Annotated in this window: 17 protein-coding genes; 12 read left to right on the top strand and 5 right to left on the bottom strand. The window is 66.8% G+C overall.

Going from position 1 to position 17,248, the window contains the following annotated elements; all coding sequences use genetic code 11:
• Positions 1-3: 3 nt before the first annotated feature.
• Positions 4-1,314 (bottom strand): extracellular solute-binding protein, encoded by a 1,311-nt coding sequence (locus ABZ004_RS08945; protein ID WP_355679217.1) that lies wholly within the window; start codon positions 1,312-1,314, stop codon positions 4-6.
• Between the two features lie 221 nt (positions 1,315-1,535).
• On the opposite strand from ABZ004_RS08945, the gene ABZ004_RS08940 reads away from it, so the two are divergent.
• From ABZ004_RS08940 to ABZ004_RS08925, 4 genes are all read left to right on the top strand, one after another.
• Positions 1,536-1,685 carry a hypothetical protein gene (locus tag ABZ004_RS08940; protein ID WP_355679216.1) on the top strand — a complete coding sequence of 50 codons (150 nt, stop codon included), beginning with the start codon at positions 1,536-1,538 and terminating at the stop codon, positions 1,683-1,685.
• A 38-nt stretch (positions 1,686-1,723) separates the two neighbouring features.
• The gene (locus tag ABZ004_RS08935; protein ID WP_355679215.1) at positions 1,724-2,935 is read left to right on the top strand and encodes a NosD domain-containing protein; all 1,212 of its coding nucleotides are present in this window, start codon (positions 1,724-1,726) and stop codon (positions 2,933-2,935) included.
• Entirely contained in the window at positions 2,932-4,806 is a 1,875-nt protein-coding gene (locus ABZ004_RS08930) for a ricin-type beta-trefoil lectin domain protein (RefSeq protein WP_355679214.1), read from the top strand. Before ABZ004_RS08935 ends, ABZ004_RS08930 begins: the two co-directional genes overlap by 4 nt.
• Before the next feature lie 115 nt (positions 4,807-4,921).
• Entirely contained in the window at positions 4,922-5,908 is a 987-nt protein-coding gene (locus tag ABZ004_RS08925; RefSeq protein ID WP_355679213.1) for a right-handed parallel beta-helix repeat-containing protein, read from the top strand.
• An 80-nt stretch (positions 5,909-5,988) separates the two neighbouring features.
• On the opposite strand, the gene ABZ004_RS08920 is transcribed toward ABZ004_RS08925, so the two are convergent.
• Positions 5,989-7,554 carry a cellulose binding domain-containing protein gene (locus ABZ004_RS08920; protein ID WP_355679212.1) on the bottom strand — a complete coding sequence of 522 codons (1,566 nt, stop codon included), beginning with the start codon at positions 7,552-7,554 and terminating at the stop codon, positions 5,989-5,991.
• A gap of 150 nt (positions 7,555-7,704) precedes the next feature.
• Here ABZ004_RS08920 and ABZ004_RS08915 point away from each other — a divergent pair, with 150 nt between their 5' ends.
• The 3 genes from ABZ004_RS08915 to ABZ004_RS08905 are packed head-to-tail and all read left to right on the top strand — an operon-like array spanning position 7,705 to position 9,460.
• Positions 7,705-8,199, top strand: a complete 495-nt coding sequence (locus ABZ004_RS08915; RefSeq protein WP_355679211.1) for a SigE family RNA polymerase sigma factor — start codon at positions 7,705-7,707, stop codon at positions 8,197-8,199.
• The gene (locus tag ABZ004_RS08910) at positions 8,196-9,068 is read left to right on the top strand and encodes a hypothetical protein (protein WP_355679210.1); all 873 of its coding nucleotides are present in this window, start codon (positions 8,196-8,198) and stop codon (positions 9,066-9,068) included. Before ABZ004_RS08915 ends, ABZ004_RS08910 begins: the two co-directional genes overlap by 4 nt.
• 8 nt (positions 9,069-9,076) lie before the next feature.
• Positions 9,077-9,460, top strand: a complete 384-nt coding sequence (locus ABZ004_RS08905) for an ester cyclase (RefSeq protein ID WP_355679209.1) — start codon at positions 9,077-9,079, stop codon at positions 9,458-9,460.
• Between the two features lie 4 nt (positions 9,461-9,464).
• Here the strand turns inward: ABZ004_RS08905 and ABZ004_RS08900 are convergent, their stop codons facing one another.
• Positions 9,465-10,103, bottom strand: coding sequence for a response regulator transcription factor (locus ABZ004_RS08900; protein WP_355679208.1), 639 nt, complete (start codon positions 10,101-10,103; stop codon positions 9,465-9,467).
• Positions 10,091-11,653 carry a sensor histidine kinase gene (locus tag ABZ004_RS08895; protein WP_355679207.1) on the bottom strand — a complete coding sequence of 521 codons (1,563 nt, stop codon included), beginning with the start codon at positions 11,651-11,653 and terminating at the stop codon, positions 10,091-10,093. The genes ABZ004_RS08900 and ABZ004_RS08895 overlap by 13 nt, the downstream gene beginning before the upstream one ends.
• 163 nt (positions 11,654-11,816) lie before the next feature.
• Between ABZ004_RS08895 and ABZ004_RS08890 the strand changes: the two genes are divergently transcribed.
• The 5 genes from ABZ004_RS08890 (at position 11,817) to ABZ004_RS08870 (ending at position 16,477) form a co-directional block, all read left to right on the top strand.
• Positions 11,817-12,449, top strand: coding sequence for a hypothetical protein (locus ABZ004_RS08890; RefSeq protein ID WP_355679206.1), 633 nt, complete (start codon positions 11,817-11,819; stop codon positions 12,447-12,449).
• Positions 12,446-13,024 (top strand): hypothetical protein, encoded by a 579-nt coding sequence (locus tag ABZ004_RS08885; RefSeq protein ID WP_355679205.1) that lies wholly within the window; start codon positions 12,446-12,448, stop codon positions 13,022-13,024. The genes ABZ004_RS08890 and ABZ004_RS08885 overlap by 4 nt, the downstream gene beginning before the upstream one ends.
• Before the next feature lie 41 nt (positions 13,025-13,065).
• Entirely contained in the window at positions 13,066-14,055 is a 990-nt protein-coding gene (locus ABZ004_RS08880) for an ornithine cyclodeaminase family protein (RefSeq protein ID WP_355679204.1), read from the top strand.
• A 174-nt stretch (positions 14,056-14,229) separates the two neighbouring features.
• Positions 14,230-14,520 carry a DUF167 domain-containing protein gene (locus ABZ004_RS08875; RefSeq protein ID WP_355679203.1) on the top strand — a complete coding sequence of 97 codons (291 nt, stop codon included), beginning with the start codon at positions 14,230-14,232 and terminating at the stop codon, positions 14,518-14,520.
• A gap of 355 nt (positions 14,521-14,875) precedes the next feature.
• Complete coding sequence (locus ABZ004_RS08870) at positions 14,876-16,477, top strand: molybdopterin-dependent oxidoreductase (RefSeq protein ID WP_355679202.1); 1,602 nt, start codon at positions 14,876-14,878, stop codon at positions 16,475-16,477.
• A gap of 36 nt (positions 16,478-16,513) precedes the next feature.
• Here the strand turns inward: ABZ004_RS08870 and ABZ004_RS08865 are convergent, their stop codons facing one another.
• Positions 16,514-17,218, bottom strand: coding sequence for a GAF and ANTAR domain-containing protein (locus tag ABZ004_RS08865; RefSeq protein ID WP_355679201.1), 705 nt, complete (start codon positions 17,216-17,218; stop codon positions 16,514-16,516).
• Positions 17,219-17,248: the final 30 nt, after the last annotated feature.

Raw genomic sequence — 17,248 nt, 5'->3', positions numbered from 1 at the left:
GGTCTACTTGACGATCGCCTGGATCTGAGCCTTCGCCTGTTTCAGTAGGGCCGCGTTGTCCGCACCCTTGGCGACCGCCTTCTGCAGCATCGGTGTCAGTACCGAGGTCACGATCTGCTGCCACTTCGGGGTGGCCGGCCGCGCGACCGTCGCGGGAGACTTCAGTGTCGTGAGGATGGCCGGGTAGTTCTCGTGCCCGGCGACACCGGCCTGCGATTCGAAGGCCGAGATCCTTGCCACCAAGCCCAATGACGTCTTGATCGAGAGATCGTTGTGTGCGTAAGCGAAGGTGATGAACTTCTTCGCCTCGGCCTGTTTGCTGGTTGCCTTGGGCACCGAGAGGTACCAGGCACCTGGTACGCCGGCGACGCCGCCCGGCCCCGCGATCATCGGCGCGACACCGATCTTGCCCTTGACCGCTGCGTTGGCCGGAGTCTGGGTGTAGGCGTGTCCCCAGAAGCGCATCATCGCGAGCTTCCCCTGGTAGAAAAGGTTCTGCGCACCGGCCCAGTCGAGCTGCGCGGCACCTGGTGGGGCCGAAGGCAACAAACTGGTGTAGAAGTTCAACGCTGCCAGGTGATCGGCGTCGTCGATGGTGACGTCGCCGCTCTTCGGATCGAGAACCATCGTCTTCTCGCCGGTCTGCGAGACCGTGGCCAGCCATTCCGTCTCCACCGCACCCTTCACATCGGTGCCGTACAGATCGGTCTGGCCGTCGCCGTTCGTGTCCCGGGTGAAGAACTCGGCCACGTCCTTGTACTGCTTCCAGGTGGTCGGCGGCACCAGCGGATACCCGTACTTCGTTTGGAAGGCAGCCTTCTCCTTCGGGTCGCCGAACAGGTCGGTGCGGTAGTAAAGAATCTCGGAGTTCGTCCAGACCGGCATCCCGACGTACGATCCGCCGACCTGTGCCTCGGTCACCAGGCCCGGGAACAGATCGCGTTTCACGTCGTCGGTGAACAGATCGTCGAGCGGCGCGACGCCGGCCGAGAAGGCGCTCAGCCAGATGGCGTCGAGCGCCGCGACGTCGAAGGACGTCTTGCCCGCACCGAGCTCGGTCTGGATCCGGTCGTAGAGACCGTCGTAGGGCAGTTCGACGAGTTCGACTGTCGTGCCGGTCTCCTTCTGATAGAGATCGGCGATCGGCTGGAGCTCGGCCTTGCCGCCACCTTCCACCAGGACGGTGAGCTTGCCGGCGGCACCTTCCGGGCTACCACCGGCACCGCAACCGGCCATGGCCAGGGCCACACTCGTCGCCACGGCGATACCGGCCATCGCGGTCCGGAGACGACCGCCCGTACTACGAAGCTTCATACTCCGACTCCGTTCCCAAGCTTGTGATTAAACGTTTTGGCAAAACGTCTTGGCAGAAGTGTTTGCCCGCCGGGGCCACGCGGTCAACGCCAAACTTCCGCCAAACAGCTGCCAAAACTTTTGGCAGCCACGACGACCTTGCCGCCGCCTGGCGACCGTCCTACCTTCGGATCAATTCAGCTCTGCCAAAACCTTTTGGCACCTCTCGAGAAGGAGCCGCCATGCCCTCCTCCAACCCTCTCTCGCGCCGGGCCTTCCTGGCTGCAGCGGCCGCCGCGAGCGCCGCGGGCTTGCTCCGGCTGCCGAGTACACCGGCCGTCGCCGCGGCCCCGGCGCCTCGACCGCACAACACGCTCCTCGGCGTGCTCTGAACGATCCAGCCATCCCCGCATCCCCGAAGGAGAAGACGATGCCCTCGACGATCTACGACGTCACCACCTGGACCATCCCCAGCAGCCCGTCGACCACCGCCTACACCGACATCGGCGCGGTCGTGAACAGCATCATCGCCGACATCAAGACGAACCAGCCGAACCAAGCCTCCAAGCCCGGCGCGGTCATCTACATCCCGCCCGGCGACTACTCACTCAAGACCCGCATCGTGATCGACATCAGCTACCTGCAGCTCAAGGGATCCGGGCACGGGTTCACGTCGTCGAGCATCCGGTACAACTCCGGCAACACCTCGAGCTGGCACGAGATCTGGCCCGGCGGCAGCCGGATCCGGGTCGAGAACACCGACGGGAATGCCGAGGCCATCCTGATCAGCCGGAGCGGCGACCCTCGGCTCAGTTCGATCGAACTGCTGGACTTCTGCCTGGACGGCATCTCGTTCACGCCGAACCAGAACAGCTATCTCAACGGCAAGATCGGGATCCGGTCGGCCACCGCCACCGACTCGCTGCGGATCCGCGGCCTGGGGATGGTCTACCTGCAGCGCGGACTCGTGATCACCGACGCCGACGCGCTGCACATCCAAGGCAACTTCCTCTGCGAGAACGGCAGCTGCATCGAGCTCGTCGGTTCCGGACAGGCCAGCATGGTCAACGACAACATGATCGGCGCCGGCTATGTCGGCTACTCGATCTTCGCCGAGAACCATTTCGGCCTGATCACCTCCGGGAACAACATCTTCCCGCGCGGCAAGAGCTCGGTGCACCTGAAGAACTGCACGAACAACAACATCAGCGCGAATCGCCTGCACGCCTTCTATCCCGGGATGATCCAGTGCGAAGGCGCCTGCCACAACAACCTGATCGGGTCGAACCACTTCCTCCGGGTCCCCGAGTCGTTCCCGGCGATGACCGGCTTCAACAACGGGCTCGACGATCTGTTCGGCCTCGTGCAACTGAACGGCAGCGGCAACACCGTGGTCGGCAATCACTTCTCGTACGACGTGCCGCCGGCGAACATCACGCCCGCCGGAGCGACCCCGACGATGGTCCTGGTGAAGTCGGGGAGCAACAACTACGTCGCCACCAATCACACGGCCGCCAACGTCGCCGTACGGACCGTCGTCCTGGACGGATCGACGGTCAACACCAAGGTCCTCGACTGCGGCAGCACGGCGGAGTTCCAGGCGCTGAGCGGAGCGACGTACGGATTCCGGGCCACGCCATGATCCGGGTCGCGTCGTTCCTGGCCTGGGTTCTCGCACTCACCGGTCTCACGGCGCTGCCGGCCGCCGTAGCCGGTTCACCTGCTGACTATCCGGAGTACCCGTACGCCGCCACCGACTACACCGAACCGCTGCGTGGTCAGTTCCACTTCAGCCCGCAGAACGGCTTCATGAACGACGTCAACGCTCCGCTGTACTACCGCGGCGTGTACCACCTGTTCTTCCAGCACAATCCGCACGGGCTCGGCTGGGACGCCGCGGTGCACTGGGGACACGCAACGAGCACGGACCTGGTGCATTGGACGCAGCAAGCGATCTCCCTCGAACCGGGTGTGCACAGCGGCAATCTCTGGTCGGGATCGGGCTGGGTCGACGTGAACAACGTGACCGGGCTGAAGACCGGGGCCGACGATCCGATCCTGTTGTTCACCAATACCAACGGCGTCAGCATCGCGTACTCGACCGACGGGGCGAAGACCTTCCAGATGTACAACGGCGGCGCGAAGGTCATCACCGATCCGGTCGAGAGCCGCGACCCCAAGGTTCAATGGGACCCACAGCACAACCGCTGGGAACTCGTCACGTTCCGGGCCGGGACCGGCGCCGCCTTCTACACCTCGACGAACCTGCTCGATTGGTCCTATCGCGGCGCCTACGCGGCCAGCTGGTTCGTCGAATGTCCTGACCTCTACCAACTGCCGGTCGACGGGAACACCAACGTCCGGAAATGGGTCCTCCAGGATGCCAGCGGCGAGTACGTCACCGGCTCACTCGACGCGAACGGACTGTTCGTCGCGGACTCGGCGACCCCACAGCGGATGGAATGGGGAGTCTCCGGTGCGGCCTTTCCCCCCTCGACCTGGTACGCACCGCAGACGTTCAACCAGCTGCCGAACGGCCGCATCGTCCAACTGGCCTGGCAACCGAGCAACGCCGGCGTGACCTGGACCGGCAACGCGTCCTTCCCGGTCGAGCTCGCCCTCAAGACCTATCCGGAAGGCATCCGCTTGACGCGCAATCCGGTCAGCGAGATCTCTACCCTCCGGACGTCGACGCAGACCTGGGGAACGCGCACGATCACAACGGATCCAGCGACCGATCCGCTCAGCGGCAGCTCGGCCGACACCTACGAGATCAACGCGCGGTTCGACCTCACCGGCACCACCGCTTCGGAGTTCGGCTTCCGCTTGCACGTGCGCCCGGACGGATCGAGCGATCGCACTGTCGCTTATGGCGTTCCGGCGCAGTCCCTGTACGGCGTACCGATGCCGCCGATCGCGAACCAGGTCACGATCAGACTCCTGGTGGACCGCGGGCAGCTAGAGGTCTTCGGCAATGACGGCAAGACCGTCGTGAGCGACAACGTCGCCTTCAACTCTTCTCCCACAAGTCTCGGGCTTCACCTGTACGCCGTCGGCGGTGCGGTCACCCTCACGTCGCTGAGCTTCTCCCCCATCGGGGCGACCTGGACTCCCGCCCCCGAGGGCACGGCTCCCGCCAGCGCGATCGTGTCGACAACACGCCAGGGCTTTTGCGTCGACCGGGATGTTGCCAGCGGCAAGGTTCAGCTGTGGTCATGCCTGGCGAACTCCAACCAGACGTGGACTCTCGACAGCTCTGGAGAACTGAAGACAGGAGGCGTCTGCCTGGAGGTGCCGTCCGGCCAGACGGCGAACCTGACCTTGCTGCGCGTCGCGACCTGCTCAGGCAGCAGCAATCAGACGTGGCATCGCGGCAACTTCGGTTCACTCGTCAACCAGGCTTCCGGGCGGTGCCTGGATCTCCCCGAGGCCGACTTCACCAACGGCCGCCAGCTGCAGATCTACGACTGCGTCGGCACCCGCAACCAGAGCTGGGTCGGTCCTCCCGGTTGATCGAAGCGCTTCGAAATCACAGGGGGTGAGCTATTGACCGGCACGCCGGGCGTTTATAGGTTTCGTCCTGGAAAGCGCTTCCCGTTAAATTCTCCGCCCCAACTGGAGGTTTCCGATGCAATTCTTTCCATCGATGACGCCTGCCCGGCGCCGGTTGCCGTACCTGGTGATGGCAACAGTGCTGACCGCTACGACCGTTTCCGCCGTCGCTGCTCCTGAGCTCCTCCCGAAAGCGTCAGCGTCGACCTACGCCTTGCAGGGCTGGGCAACGCAAGGAGGCGGGACATCCGGCGGAGGCAGTGCTTCTGCCGTCACGGTGACCACTGCTTCCGCCTTGATCAGCAACATGCAGGCTTCCGGAGCCCGGGTCATCCGGGTCTCCGGCACCATCGCCTTGTCCGGGATGAACAAGGTCGCCGCCAACAAAACCATCATCGGCGTCGGCAGCGGTGCCGCGATCACCGGCGGCGGCCTGAATGTCGCGAGTGTCAGCAACGTGATCATCCGGAACATCAACTTCCACGACTGGAGCGACGACGCGATCAACGTGCAGTACTCGACCCGGGTCTGGATCGATCACAACAGCTTCAATCACGGGTACGACGGTGCTGTCGACATCAAGCGTGCATCGGATTACGTCACCGTGTCGTGGAACAAGTTCTCCAACCACGACAAGGTCGGCCTGATCGGCCACAGTGACGACAACGGCGCCGAGGACCGCGGCAAGCTGCGGGTGACCTACTACGCCAACTGGTTCGACGGTACGACGCAACGGCACCCGCGGGTCCGCTTCGCCAACCCGGTGCATGTCTTCAACAACTACTACCGCGGCAACAGCGGGTACGGCGTGGCCTCGACCTGCAACGCAGGGGTCTACGTCGAGCGGAACTACTTCGACGGTGTCGCGAACACGGTCGTCGCCCAGACCGGCGACTCACCGGAGGGCAACGTCAAACTACTCAACAACTACCTGGTGAACTCCGGTACGCCGGTCTCCCGTAACGCGGCCAGCGTTGCGGCGATCCCCTACTCCTACGTGGTCGACGCCGCCGAGAACGTCAAGTCGATGGTCACCGGCGGAGCAGGCACCGGCAAGATCTGACCCCACTCCGACTGCCGTCTCCGGCCCGCCCCATCCGGGGACGGCAGTCACCCAATCAGCGGTGAGCCGAGTTGTGAGGATCAGCCGGTGTAGGCGGCGAAGAGTTGGCTGAACTGGTAGGGGGTTTGGGGGACGTTGGTGCAGTTCGTGAGGGAGCCGTTGCAGGCGTTGCGGTCGCGGGTCATCTCCCAGAAGGACAGCATGCCGAGGTGTTTGGTGCGGGCGAAGTTCACCAGTTGGGTGGAGTGGGTCTGGTTGAAGGTGCCGCCGTCGTCGTTGCGGCCGAGCATCGGCGTGACGCCGACCTTGAGCCAGGCTTGCGCATCGGTGAGGGCCGGCCAGAGCGACTTGATCTGGCTGAACGTGCTCTGCGCAGCCTGTACGGCGAAGTCGCCATAGTTGCCCGAGGCCCGGTTGTAGTCCATCGCCATGATGTTCACCAGGTCGAGGTTGATGCCGTTGTCGCGAGCGGACTTGAGGACCGCGAACCCGTTCGCGTCGAGGCCCTCGGGCAGCACCGGCAGCGTCAGCGAGATCTTCAGGTTCGGCCGGTTCTGCTGGAGGATCGAGAGCGCCTGGGACCGCCGGAGGATCGAGACCGGATCTGCGACCGCACTACCTTCGATGTCCACGTCCAGATAGCGCAACTGGTAGGCGTCGACGACCGCCTGGTACTCCGTCGCGGTCGCCTGCGCGGTCGGGCAGACCTGCGCGAGCTCACTGCCGGCCGCACCACCGAAGGAGATCTTGACGTCGCCACCGCGGGCCCGGATCGCATCGGTCTGGTCCTTGCCCCAGGCCGTCCGGGGATCGTAGGCGCCGAACCAGCTCGCCTTGCAGCCGTTCCCGGTGATGAATCCCAGGGAGAAGGAATGCAGGTTGCCGGCGGTGGCCATCTCGGTGAGCGAGGGTGTCGGCCAGGCACCCATGTCGACGTACGGCGCGACCGGCACCAGCGACCCGGCCGGCCCGGACACGGTCGTCGCGGTGACCGAGTTGCCAGGCTGGGACGAATTCCCGGCAGCGTCATGCGCCCGTACGGCGAACGTGTAAGTGGTCCCCGGATTGAGTCCGCCGACTGTGCCGGTGGTTGTTGCAGTGCTGATCAACAGCGCGCTGCCCGAATACACGTCGTACCCAGTGACGCCGATGTTGTCGGTCGATGCGTTCCAGGCCAGCGACACGGTGCTCGTGGTGGTTCCGGTGACCCGGACGTTCCCGGGTGCGGTCGGCGCACTCGTGTCGCCCGCACCGCCCTCGCACAGGCCGCCGTTGACCCGGCAGTTCGCCGGACGAGCCGGACCATTCGCGATGAACCCGAAGGTGGCGGATTGACCCGCGGCCAACGGAGCATTCCAGCTCGCGTTCCCGGCGACGATGTGATTCCCGGTGCGGGTGATGACGGCATCCCAGGAGCTGGTGATGTTCGTCCCGGCCGCAAGGTCGAACTCGACCCGCCAGGTGCTGATGGTTGCCGCGGTCCCATTGGTGATCGTGTAGGCGGCCTGGAAATTGCCGTTCCATTCACCGGTCAGGGCATACGCCGCGGTGACCGATCCCGCCGCCGTCGCCGGGGGCGCAGCACCGAAGGGAACCAGCAAGGCTAGGAGGGCGAAGAGCAGGACACGTGATCTGGGGCGGATCATGGCGGCCTCCGGGCAGCTGTTCAATATATTTAAGAAGTAACCATATATAAAGAACCTTTCCAGTCAATAGCTCGTCGATCGGCGCGCGGATGCAACCAACTTCTCCCCCGCGGGCGTGTCTAACCCGGTAGCGAGGACGGCGGAGGACAGATGAGTGATCGGGACGCCGCCTTCGAGGCGTACTTCGCGGCGCGGTCGGATGCAATGCGCGGTACGGCGTATCTGCTGTGCGGCGACTGGCATCGGGCGGAGGACCTGGTCCAGCTGACCTTCACGAAGATCTACCTGGCGTGGCGCCGGATCCAGCGGCACGAGTCGATGGACAGCTACACCAGGCAGACGCTCGTCCGGACGTTCCTGTCCGAGCGGCGCCGCGGCTGGTTCCGGCACGAGTCGGTCGGCTCTCCGGCGACCGATCGGCCCGCGCCGCCGATCGGCCATGCCGACGACCGGGTGGTGTTGCTGGAGGCGCTCGCGAAGGTGCCGCCGAGGCAACGCGCCGTACTGGTACTGCGGTACTGGGAGGACGCCTCCGTCGAGCAGACTGCCGCGCTACTCGAATGCTCTACCGGAACTGTCAAGAGCCAGGCATCCCGTGGGCTGGCCACGCTGCGGGGTCTGCTCGAGGAGGAGAAGATTCGATGAACGAAGAGGATCTCAACCAGGCACTGCACGACGTCATGACGCGGAGCAGTCCGCCGCCGTCGATGGATCCGGCGCCGGTGATCGCCCAGGGTCGCCGCGCTCGCAAGCGGCGCAGGGTGGCCTGGGCAGGAGTCGCCGTCGTACCGCTGGTGGTCGGCGTCGGAGCAGGCCCGGCGCTGGTCGCGAACTTCACCGGTCACCGGCCGACGGACCAGATGGTGGCGGGCGGCGGCACCCCGACAACGGTGGGCGGGACGACGAAGGCGCCGGTCTCCAGCGTGGCGCCGACGACGACGCGAAAGACCGGTGACCCTTGGCCGGAGGGTCAGACGGACCGTACGGCGACCGCCGGCCCTCGCGCCGAACGAGCCGTCACGCTGATGAACGACCTGACGTCCGTAGTACCGGCAGGGTTCGGTACGCCGAACCTGAGGTACCCCGATGGTCGTGCGATGAGGTGGCCGCAGGGCCAATATGCGTCGAATGACGGCGAGCCGGACTACTGGGAGTACTCGGCAGCCATTCCGGTGCAGCAAGGCGACAAGGTCGGCGAACTGCGGGTGCAGTCGACCACGCCCGACGGCAAACCAGCGACTGACCCCTGCAGGCTGGCGCAGAGGTTCTGGGGTGGAGCCGGTAGCTGCACCATCGTGGACGTCGGCGGCAAGAAGGTCGGCGTGGTGACGGACAACGGAGCCGGCCGCTACAACCAATGGGCCGCCTACCGCCACGACGACGGCACCGTCGTCTATCTCGCGCAGGCCAAGGCCACCGACGACCCGGACCTGTCACCCCTGACGCAACCGATCTTCACCAACCTCCAACTGGCCGACCTGGTCACGTCGCCAAAATTCAAGATCAGCAGTTGAATCGAGGTATGTCGAGTCGAGACGAAGTCGTCCGCCGGTACCGCGACTACCTGGACGCGTGTAACCGGCGGGCGTGGGATGAGATCGGGACGTTCGTTGCGGACTCGGTGCTGGTCAACGGAATCATCCGATCCCGCTCGGAGTACATAGCGGACGTTCAGCACACCTTCTCGATCTTTCCGGACTACCGATGGGAACTTCGCCGGGCCGTCCAAGAAGGCGAATGGCTGGCCGTCCACCTCTACGACACGGGCACTCGGCGAGACGAGTTCCTCGGCGCGCCAGGCGACGGCTCCCCGGTCGAAACCCATGAGTTCGACATGTACCGCATCGTCAAGGGCCTCATCGTCGAAGTAGAAGGCACCGCCGACAACGCAAGGTTGCGTCAGTAGCCGGCTAGCGGGCGCCGGCGCTGAGGTGGGTCAGTACGGCGAGAACGCGGCGGTGGCCGTCTTCGGTTTCGGGGAGCGCCATCTTGGTGAAGACGTGGCGGACATGCGCCTCTACTGTGCGCTCGCTGACGTAGAGGCGCTTCGCGATCCCGCTGTTCGTCAGTCCCTCTGCCATCAGCTCCAGCACCTCCCGTTCCCGATCGGTCAGCAGAGCCAGCGGGTCGCTGCGGGCCACCAGCCCGGCCACCACCTGCGGATCGAGCGCCGACCCACCCCGCGCGACCCGCTCGGCCGCGGCCAGGAACTCGCTCACGTCGAGGACCCGGTCCTTCAGCAGGTAGCCGAACCCGCCGAGTGCCACCAGGTCGACCACGGGCTGGGTCTCGATGTGCTGCGACAACAGCAGCACGCCGACCTCGGGATGCGCACGCTTCACCGCCTGAGCCGCCCGGGCTCCCTCGTCGCTGAACCCCGGCGGCATCCGGATGTCCGCAACCACCAGATCCGGCCGGTACGACGTGACCGCGGCGAGCAACTCCTCCGCGTCGCCGAGCGTCGCCACCACCTCGTGGCCACCATCGACGAACAGCATCGCCAGTCCCTCGCGCAACAGCACCTGGTCCTCGGCGATCACGATCCGCATGGCAACTCCGCGGAGAGTGTCGTCCCTTGACCAGGGACGCTGTCCAGACGGAAAGTGCCGCCGAGTGCGGCGATCCGATCCGCCAGGCCGGTCAGCCCGGTGCCCTTGCCAGCGTCGGCGCCACCGACGCCGTCGTCCGTCACCGACACCAGCAATCGTTGCTGACGACAACGAATTGTCAGTCCGACCGAGCTTGCGTTCGCATGCTTGACCGCGTTGGTGAGGCCTTCACAGCAGAGGAAGTACGCCGCTGCCTCCACGCCAGGGTCGAATCGCTCACCGGGCACGTCCACCGAGACCGGCAGCGGGGCCCGGCGGGCCAGGTCGTCGACCGCCGGCCGCAGACCGGCGTCGAGCTGCGTCGGTGGCAGACCGCGAGCGAGTTCGCGCAACTCGCCGATCGCCATGCTGACCTCGGCGACCGCCCGGTCCAGCGTCGCGCCGACGGCCTCCGGCGAGGGGCCCAGCTGATGCTGGGCATGCCGGAGCGCCAGCCCGATGGACACCAACCGCTGTTGCGCCCCGTCGTGCAGGTCCCGTTCGATCCGGCGGCGCTCGGCGTGACCGGCCGCAACGATCCGGGCCCGGGAAGCCTCGACCTCACTCAGCTGCAACCGCAAGATCGCGCACACCACCGTGGCCGCGGCGGTCGCCCACCCCGAGCCCCGGCCGAACAAGATGCCGAGGGCAACGATCAGTACGCCGTACGCCGCCGCCAGCGACACGGTGAGGGTGGCGTAGGCGACTGTGCGGCTGATGAACAGGTCGATGTCGTAGAGCCGGTAGCGCAGGATCGCCGCCCCCGCCGCCAGCGGTAGCGCGGACAGGACGAGGGCGGCGCCGACACCGGCGACCGGCGTGACGTACCAGAGCACGAAGGTGGCGGGAAGGACCACTCCGGCGACCGAAGCCGCGAGCACGAACCATTTCAGCTGCTGACGTTCGAGACCGCTCGACCTGCGGAAACGGACCGCGAGGGACAGTACGGCGGCCATCAGCGAGCCGAGCAACAGCGGCACTCCGACGGCGAGCAGGAGCCCGGTCGGCAGCGACTCGGCCGCCCACGGGTTGCGGCCACTGCTGAAGTCGCGACCGCGGTCCGGACTCAGCGCCCACCCCGCCGTACCGAGCACCAGGCCGAGCGCACCGACCCACGGCAGGACCCGCCACCGGGGACCGGGCAGGCGGCCCGTCGGGAAGAGGGCGAAGGTCAGTGCCCAGCCGTAGCCGCTGACCAGCCAACTGCTCGAGGCGATCCATTCGGCGAGTGGTCCGCCTGGCCAGGACTCGGCGGCGGCCCGGAGTCCCCATCCTTGGAAGAGGTCCGAGGCGATCGCGTTCAGCAGGCCGAAGCCGCAGAACAGCCAGCCGATCGGGTTCTCCGGCCGGCGCCAGGCGATCACCGCACCGGCGCCGACGGTCGTCAGCCCGAAGACGCCGTACAGGATGGTGTCGTACTCAGGCTCCAGGCGCCACGACAGGACGACCGCGGCGATCTCCACGACCACGGTCGCTCCGAAGAGCACTGCCGGTACAGTCCGTCGGCCCACCCGCCCATCGTGACAGCGCGCAACGGTCGCGGCCAACAGTGCTGGCACTTACGGCGATCCGCGCGTGATCACCCATCCAGGTCTCGTGCTGGCGCCGATGCCCGCGGTGACCGCTCGCTCCTAGCGTCGAAGGCATCAGCTTCCTCCGAAGGAGTGGGACATCATGAACAACCTCTCGATCCGACGGCTCACCGTGGCCGGACTCACCGGCGCTGTCCTCACCGTCTTGTCCGGCGTGGTCATCGAGGCGATCGTCAAGCCGGCGTCCGACGTATCCGACGACCGCTGGAGCTACCCGTGGAGCAGCGACGCCTTGACGCCGGTGTCGATCGTGTTCGCCGGGGTGCACCTACTCGTCTTCCTCGGAATGCTCGCCTTCGCGCGTACTCTTCGCCGCGGACGGGCCGGCGCGACCGTCGCGCTGGCCGGGACGTTGCTCCTCTTCCTCGCGGAGTTCGCCAGCATCCCGTTCGCCGACCAGCGCATGAACGAGACCGGGCCACAGGTGGTGGGCGGAGCCTTCGGTCTCGGGGTCGCCCTCACCGCGATCGGACTGCTTGTTGCGGGCGTCGGCGTACTGCGATCGCAGGATTGGCAAGGGTGGCAGCGGTACGCACCGGTGGTGGCTGGTGTCTGGTCGTTGCTCATGATCGGCTTGAGCTTCACCAGCGCGCTGCCTGTCGGGGTCGCGATCTACGGCGTCACCTTGTGCGGCCTGTACCTCGCCGTCTACACGTTGCACACCAGCCCGGGCGACGACCGGCCCGAGCGCCTCCGCGCCCGGATCGAGCAATGAGCCTGCGCTTGCCGGCCTGGGGCGGAGTGTGCGGAATGGCCTGGGCCTCGGGGCTGCGGGGCTTCATGGCCCAGGTCGCCGGCCCGGATTCGTCGGTGTCGTGGTCGGGCACGTTCGGCTGGATCCTCCTCCCCGGTGTGCTGGTCGGCGTACTGCTCGGCTGGTCCGAACACCAACGCCGGACAGGCGGTGAGCGTCGACGGTGGTTGGCGCTCTCCCCGTTGCTCTTCGCAAGCGTCCTGCTGCCAGGATTGGCCGACCCTGCGAGCTTTCTGGCCGACGGCATCGGCGGCGGAGCTCTCGCCCTTCCGCTCTTCGCCATAGCGGGTGGCTATGCGCTGGCCGGTCGCGGCCGTCGGCCTCTCCGGATCGCGGCCGGTGTGTTCGCGCTCGGGCCGGTCCCGGGCTGGCTCATCGCCACCCTCACCCAGTCCTCGACCATCGGTCCCCGCGATGCCTGGATAGCCGTCTACTTCTGGTCCTTCCAAGCAGTCCTGACCCTGGCCACCTCCATTCCTTTTCGTGGATCGGTACCCATCCGAGAGGCGACTGGGTCCGGGAGAGCCGAGTGGTGAGGAGTAGGCTTCTGGCGAAGCAAGGCTGGAGGTCGAAGCGCGTGCTTGTTCTCGGGTCCTCTCAGGTGGATGCCCTGCTGGACCTTGACGCGTTGATCGACGCGCTGTCGGCCGCGATGGCAGACCTCAGCGCGGGCCGCGCATCAGCGCCCGACCGGATCGCCTCGCTGGTGCCCGAGCAGGAGGCACTTCTGGCCGCCATGCCCGGCTATGTGCCGTCGGCCGGCGCGCTCACGGCCAAGCTGGTCACCCTGTTCCCGCGCAACTCCGGCACGCGGCTGCCGACCCACCAGGCGTTGATCGTCGTGTTCGACCCCGAGACGGGCGAGCCCGTGGCGTTGCTCGACGGCACGGTCATCACGGCCGCCCGAACGGGCGCCTGCTCGGCACTCTCAGCGCGACTGCTGGCCCGCGAGGACGCGACGGTGCTGGCGATTCTCGGCACCGGCGTACAGGCTCGCTCGCACGCCCGCGCCATGTGCCGGGTGCGCCCCATTCGGCAGATCAGGATCGCCGGCCGGGATCCGGCGAAGGCGGCGGCCCTGGCCGACGAGCTGTCATCCACGCTCGAGGTCGAGGTGCGGCCCGTGGCCAGCTACGCCGACGCCCTCGATGGCGCGGATATCGCCGCCGCTGCCACCCACGCTCTCACCCCCGTGATCCGGCGGGAGTGGCTGGCGCCTGGAACGCACGTCACCTCGGTCGGCTATAACCCGGCCGGCCGTGAGCTCGACGACGCGACCGTCGCCGATGCCCTCGTCTGCGTCGAATCACGGCGCGCCGCGCTGGCTCCGTTCCCGGCCGGCAGCAACGATCTCCTGACACCGATCAGCCAGGGCCTCATCACAGCTGACCACGTGTACGCCGAACTGGGCGAACTCATCACCGGCAGCAAACCAGGACGCACCTCAGCGAACCAGCTCACCCTCTACAAATCAGTAGGCGTAGCAGTCCAGGACGCCGCAGCCGCCGCCCTGATCATCGCCGCCGCCCGCACCCAGTCGATCGGCGACGAGATCACCCTGCACTGACCCATCCCAGCAGACCCCTCTCGTTCTGGTGTGCGTCAGAGGTCTTTCCGGAAGAGGTGGTTGGAGTGGCCTGGTGGGTAGTCGTGCTTCACCCGTTGCCGGTCGGTGCGGCGTCGACAACAGAATTCAGCGAGCGACCGGTGCAGCAGGGCGCGGATCGGCGAGAATGCGGACGTGAGAATCCTGTTGCGGGTGCGCCCCGGCGCCTCCCGTTCGGCGGTCGGCGGGCGCTATGACGGGGTCGCCGGACCGGCTCTGGTGGTCGCGGTCGCCGCCCGCGCAGTAGAGGGCCAGGCGACGAAGGCGGTACTGGAGTCCGTCGCCGCGGCGTTCGGCGTACGGCGTGCTGCTGTCACCTTGATCCGAGGCACCACCAGTCGCGACAAGCTGGTCGACGTCGCCGGAGAAGAGGACGACCTCCGCCGGAGACTCGACGAGCTGCTCACCAAGTCCCCCAACCGCTGACCACACCTCCACGTTGTTCCTGAAGATCCCGGCCGGGGAACCCGGCGAAGTGAGGGAGCGTACCGACCGACATGAGGTGTCGGTGTCGGGAGGATGGGGGCACGCTCGGGTGGGGCGGCGTGAGGGTGGGATTGGTGGATACCTCATGTCCGTCGGTACGGCTGCCGATGTCTGTGGATCGGTTCGGTTCGGGCGTGGGCAACCGGGCGAGGGTGGGCGGGGGCGGTTATCCAGCCACGCAGTGGTCCAGGATGGCCGGCGGATCGGGGTGGAGGTGGCGACCGGGCACGCCAGGTGGACTGCCCCTCCGCGGGTCGGCACCCATCCGAAGGGCGACCGGGTCCGAAGTGTCGGTATGACGGTGACGAAGCGGCGGCGGATGGTGGGGGCGGTTGGTGGGCTGCTGGCTGCGGGGGCGGGGCTCGGGCTCGGTGAGCTGGCGGCGGGGCTGGCTGGGGGTACGTCGCCTGTTGTGGGGGTCGCGACTCACTTGGTGGATCTGGCGCCGGGGCCGGCCAAGGACTGGGCGGTGAAGAATCTTGGTACTGCGGACAAACCGATCCTGATCGGGGTCGTTCTGCTCGCGGTGACCGTCTTCGCCTTGCTGGCCGGGGCGATCGGGGCATCGATCCCCCGGGTTGCCGTGGTCATGACCGTCTTTCTCGGTCTGTTGGCGATCCTCGCCGCCGCGACCGGGCGAACGCTAGCGGCGAACCACTTCGTCCAGGTACTTCCCGGCATCATCACGTTGCTCGTGGCAACCGCCGGGATCGTCTGGGTCCAGCGTTCACTCAACCTGAACCCCTTCGGTGGCGGTCGGCGCCGGAAGACCGCCGCCACCGAAGGCTCCAACCAACTTGCCCAGGGCAAGCTTCAGGGTGATGCTCCGGCGGGTTTCGACCGGCGCGGGTTCCTGGTGAGTGCGCTGGCGCTTGGGGCCGCGGGGGTTGGTGGCCTGGTTGGATCGCGGTTGCTGCCCGACGCGGTCAGCGAGGCGACTCGGATGGGGATCAAGATCCCGACTCCGGCTAGCCGAGCGCTCGGCGTACCGGCTGGGGTTTCTGCTGATGTTGCGGGAGTCAGCCGGTTCATGACGCCGAACAAGCAGTTCTATCGGGTCGACACGCTGCTCACGGTGCCGAAGATCGATCCGCGGAACTGGGAGCTGCGGGTGCACGGCATGGTCGACCACGAGCTCCGCCTGAACCTCGCCGACCTGCTCGGACGCCGCCTGATCGAACGCGACATCACCCTGACCTGCGTCTCCAACGAGGTCGGCGGGCCGTACGTCGGGAACGCCCGCTGGATCGGCGTACCGATCGCCGACATCCTCCGCGAAGCCGGCGTCCAGGCCGGAGCCGACGCCGTCCGGTCGACCAGTGTCGACGGACTGACGATCGGTACTCCGCTGCAGGCCCTCACCGACGGCCGGGACGCGATCTTCGCCGTCGCGATGAACGGCGAACCGTTGCCGTTCGAGCACGGCTTCCCGGTGCGGATGGTGGTGCCGGGTCTGTACGGGTATGTCTCCGCGACCAAGTGGGTGGTCGATGTCGAGGTGACCCGGTTCGAGGACTTCAGTGCCTACTGGACCGATCGTGGCTGGTCCGTCGAGGCGCCGATCAAGACCTCGTCGCGGATCGACGTACCCAAGGGCTTCGCGCGGATCAAGGCCGGCCCGGCCGTTGCCGCCGGCGTCGCGTGGGCGCAGCACCGCGGGATCGAGAAGGTCGAGGTCCAGGTCGACGACGGTCCCTGGCAGCCGGCCACCCTCGCGGCCGAGGACACCATCGACACCTGGCGCCAATGGACCTTCCGCTGGAACGCGACCCCCGGCAACCACAAACTCACCGTCCGGGCGACCGACGCCGACGGATACGTCCAGACCGCTGACCGGGTAGCCCCACGGCCCAACGGTTCGAGCGGCCTGCACAACACCGTCGTGATGGTCGAGTAGCAGCTCGCCTACCTGGTGGCTGAGCAGTAATGCGATCTACCGGGCCGCGCCGGCCTTCTTGATGATGTCGGTGACTATGCCTTCGGCGACGGCTCTCAGTTTGGTGTTGCTGTCCTGGGAGATCCGGACCAGGAACGCGAAGGCACGTTCGGGGTCGATCGTGTAACGCTCCATCACGATCCCGATTGCCTGGCCGATCACGTTCCGCGTCACGAGCGCCTGGTTCATACTCTCGTCCTGACGGGCCCATCCCATCGCGACCGCGATCAGCCCGGCGAACAACGCACCGAGTGCGCGGGTGTCCGTATCGATGCTGTGGGGCCGTTCCGAATAGAGGTTCAACGCTCCCCGGGCGTGCGGTTCGGCCCGGAACTGGAAGGCGATCTGCGCACCGAAACCCAGCGCCGCGGCCTTCGGGCCGTACTGCGGCCAGCGCGGATCCGTGGCCAGATCGGCTGCCTCCACCACCGGCTCCGCCAAAGCCGCCTCCAGACACGGGCCTTCCATCAGCTCGTACTGCAACTGGTCGGCCAGCACCACGCGCTGATCGGTCGGCGCCAGGGTCTCGATCCGGCCGTCGCGCGTCGTGATCGACAGGCTCGCCTCATCGATCCCCGGAACAGTGTCGATCACGCTGGCCAGGAGCTGCTCGAGGGTCTTGTCCAGATCGATCGGCGCCAGCAGCGTCGCGGCGGCCGCGGTCATCACCGCGGCAAGGTCGTCGGAAGGATCCGAAGTCATCAATTCTCCTCAGAGCACAACAGTCGTAGG

It is taken from the genome of Kribbella sp. NPDC006257 (genome assembly GCF_040613535.1).
In the GTDB taxonomy this organism is placed as follows: domain Bacteria; phylum Actinomycetota; class Actinomycetes; order Propionibacteriales; family Kribbellaceae; genus Kribbella.
The sequence above is the reverse complement of the archived record's forward strand: the minus strand, read 5'-3'. Positions and strand labels throughout refer to the sequence as shown.

Excerpts from the sequence above, each read along its gene's own strand:
- ABZ004_RS08930 (WP_355679214.1), top strand. The coding sequence starts at position 2,932 with ATGATCCGGGTCGCGTCGTTCCTGGCCTGGGTTCTCGCACTCACCGGT.
- ABZ004_RS08945 (WP_355679217.1), bottom strand. The coding sequence starts at position 1,314 with ATGAAGCTTCGTAGTACGGGCGGTCGTCTCCGGACCGCGATGGCCGGT.
- ABZ004_RS08940 (WP_355679216.1), top strand. The coding sequence starts at position 1,536 with ATGCCCTCCTCCAACCCTCTCTCGCGCCGGGCCTTCCTGGCTGCAGCG.
- ABZ004_RS08885 (WP_355679205.1), top strand. The coding sequence starts at position 12,446 with ATGAGCCTGCGCTTGCCGGCCTGGGGCGGAGTGTGCGGAATGGCCTGG.
- ABZ004_RS08870 (WP_355679202.1), top strand. The coding sequence starts at position 14,876 with ATGACGGTGACGAAGCGGCGGCGGATGGTGGGGGCGGTTGGTGGGCTG.
- ABZ004_RS08925 (WP_355679213.1), top strand. The coding sequence starts at position 4,922 with ATGCAATTCTTTCCATCGATGACGCCTGCCCGGCGCCGGTTGCCGTAC.
- ABZ004_RS08920 (WP_355679212.1), bottom strand. The coding sequence starts at position 7,554 with ATGATCCGCCCCAGATCACGTGTCCTGCTCTTCGCCCTCCTAGCCTTG.
- ABZ004_RS08910 (WP_355679210.1), top strand. The coding sequence starts at position 8,196 with ATGAACGAAGAGGATCTCAACCAGGCACTGCACGACGTCATGACGCGG.
- ABZ004_RS08865 (WP_355679201.1), bottom strand. The coding sequence starts at position 17,218 with ATGACTTCGGATCCTTCCGACGACCTTGCCGCGGTGATGACCGCGGCC.
- ABZ004_RS08915 (WP_355679211.1), top strand. The coding sequence starts at position 7,705 with ATGAGTGATCGGGACGCCGCCTTCGAGGCGTACTTCGCGGCGCGGTCG.
- ABZ004_RS08905 (WP_355679209.1), top strand. The coding sequence starts at position 9,077 with ATGTCGAGTCGAGACGAAGTCGTCCGCCGGTACCGCGACTACCTGGAC.
- ABZ004_RS08935 (WP_355679215.1), top strand. The coding sequence starts at position 1,724 with ATGCCCTCGACGATCTACGACGTCACCACCTGGACCATCCCCAGCAGC.
- ABZ004_RS08900 (WP_355679208.1), bottom strand. The coding sequence starts at position 10,103 with ATGCGGATCGTGATCGCCGAGGACCAGGTGCTGTTGCGCGAGGGACTG.
- ABZ004_RS08890 (WP_355679206.1), top strand. The coding sequence starts at position 11,817 with ATGAACAACCTCTCGATCCGACGGCTCACCGTGGCCGGACTCACCGGC.